We start from the raw sequence: 1112 nt of genomic DNA, 5'->3' as shown, positions 1-1112 counted from the left end.
AGCCGCCTCCGGAGCGGCCGTCCCCCGGATGCGTGGTCAGCGCGAGGTCGGCCCGCCCGCTGCGCAGGTGCTCGGTCACCTGGTCGCTGAGGTTGTCCTCCACGTGCACCGCCACGTCGGGGTGGAGCCGCTGGTAGACGCGGATCATCGGCGGCAGCAGGGTCGCGGCCAGGGACGGCAGCGTGGCGATGGTGATGCTCCCCCTGGTGCCGGCGAGGTAGCCCTCGATGTGGGCCAGCCCGGTGTCGACGTGCTCGATCACGCCCCGCGCCACGGTCACCACGGCCTCCCCGTCACTGGTCAGCAGGACGCGGCGGGTGCTGCGCTGGAACAGCGGGGTGCGCAGCCGGCGTTCGGCCTCCAGCACGGTGCGGCTGAGCGAGGACTGCGCGACCCCTAGTTCGGCGGCGGCGAGCGTGAAGCTGCGGTGATGGGCGACGGCGACGATCGCCCGGAGGTGATGCACGCCCAGATTCATGCTCATGGCACATGAATCTATCGCCAAATGATGTTGGACTGCATAACGTGAGTCACCTCACACTGTGTGGAGCCGACGAAAGGGGCTCTCGTGCTCGCATGGGCAGGTTTTCTCACCATCGGGGTGATTCTGGCTCTGCTGCTCTCCAACCGCGTGGCGGCGGTGGTGGCGCTGGCAGGGGTGCCGATCGTCTTCGCCCTGATCGCCGGGTTCGGACCGGCGGAGATCGGCGAGTTCGTCGCCGACGGGCTGGGCGGCGTGGTCGGGGTGACGGTGATGTTCGTCTTTGCCATCACCTACTTCGGGGTGATGCGGGACGCCGGGCTCTTCGACCCGCTGATCCGGCGCATCGTCCGCTGGGCGGGCAACGCCCCGGTCACCATCTGCGTGGCCACCACCGCACTGGCGATGGCCGCCCACCTCGACGGCGCCGGGGCCACCACGTTCCTCATCACCATCCCGGCCATGATCCCGCTCTTCGACCGCCTGGGCATGAGCCGGCTGACGCTGAGCGTGTGCGTGGGCCTGGGCGCCGGAACCATGAACCTGCTCCCCTGGGGCGGGCCCACCGCGCGGGCCGCGGCGACCGCCGGCGTCCCCGCCAACGACCTGTGGGTGCCGCTCATCCCCGCCC

Annotated in this window: 2 protein-coding genes; one reads left to right on the top strand and one right to left on the bottom strand. The window is 70.6% G+C overall.

Features of this window, described 5'->3' with window-relative positions; all coding sequences use genetic code 11:
• Positions 1–484, bottom strand: a 484-nt coding sequence (locus tag IY392_RS12330; protein ID WP_194861374.1) for a LysR family transcriptional regulator, incomplete at its 3' end; no start/stop codon positions are given.
• A gap of 84 nt (positions 485–568) precedes the next feature.
• Between IY392_RS12330 and IY392_RS12325 the strand changes: the two genes are divergently transcribed.
• A partial coding sequence (locus IY392_RS12325; protein ID WP_309234175.1) for an SLC13 family permease occupies positions 569–1112 on the top strand: 544 nt, incomplete at its 3' end.

This window comes from Dietzia sp. SYD-A1 (assembly GCF_015356725.1).
GTDB lineage: Bacteria > Actinomycetota > Actinomycetes > Mycobacteriales > Mycobacteriaceae > Dietzia.
Note: the sequence above shows the minus strand (reverse complement) of the source record. Positions and strands in the feature narration are given on the sequence as shown.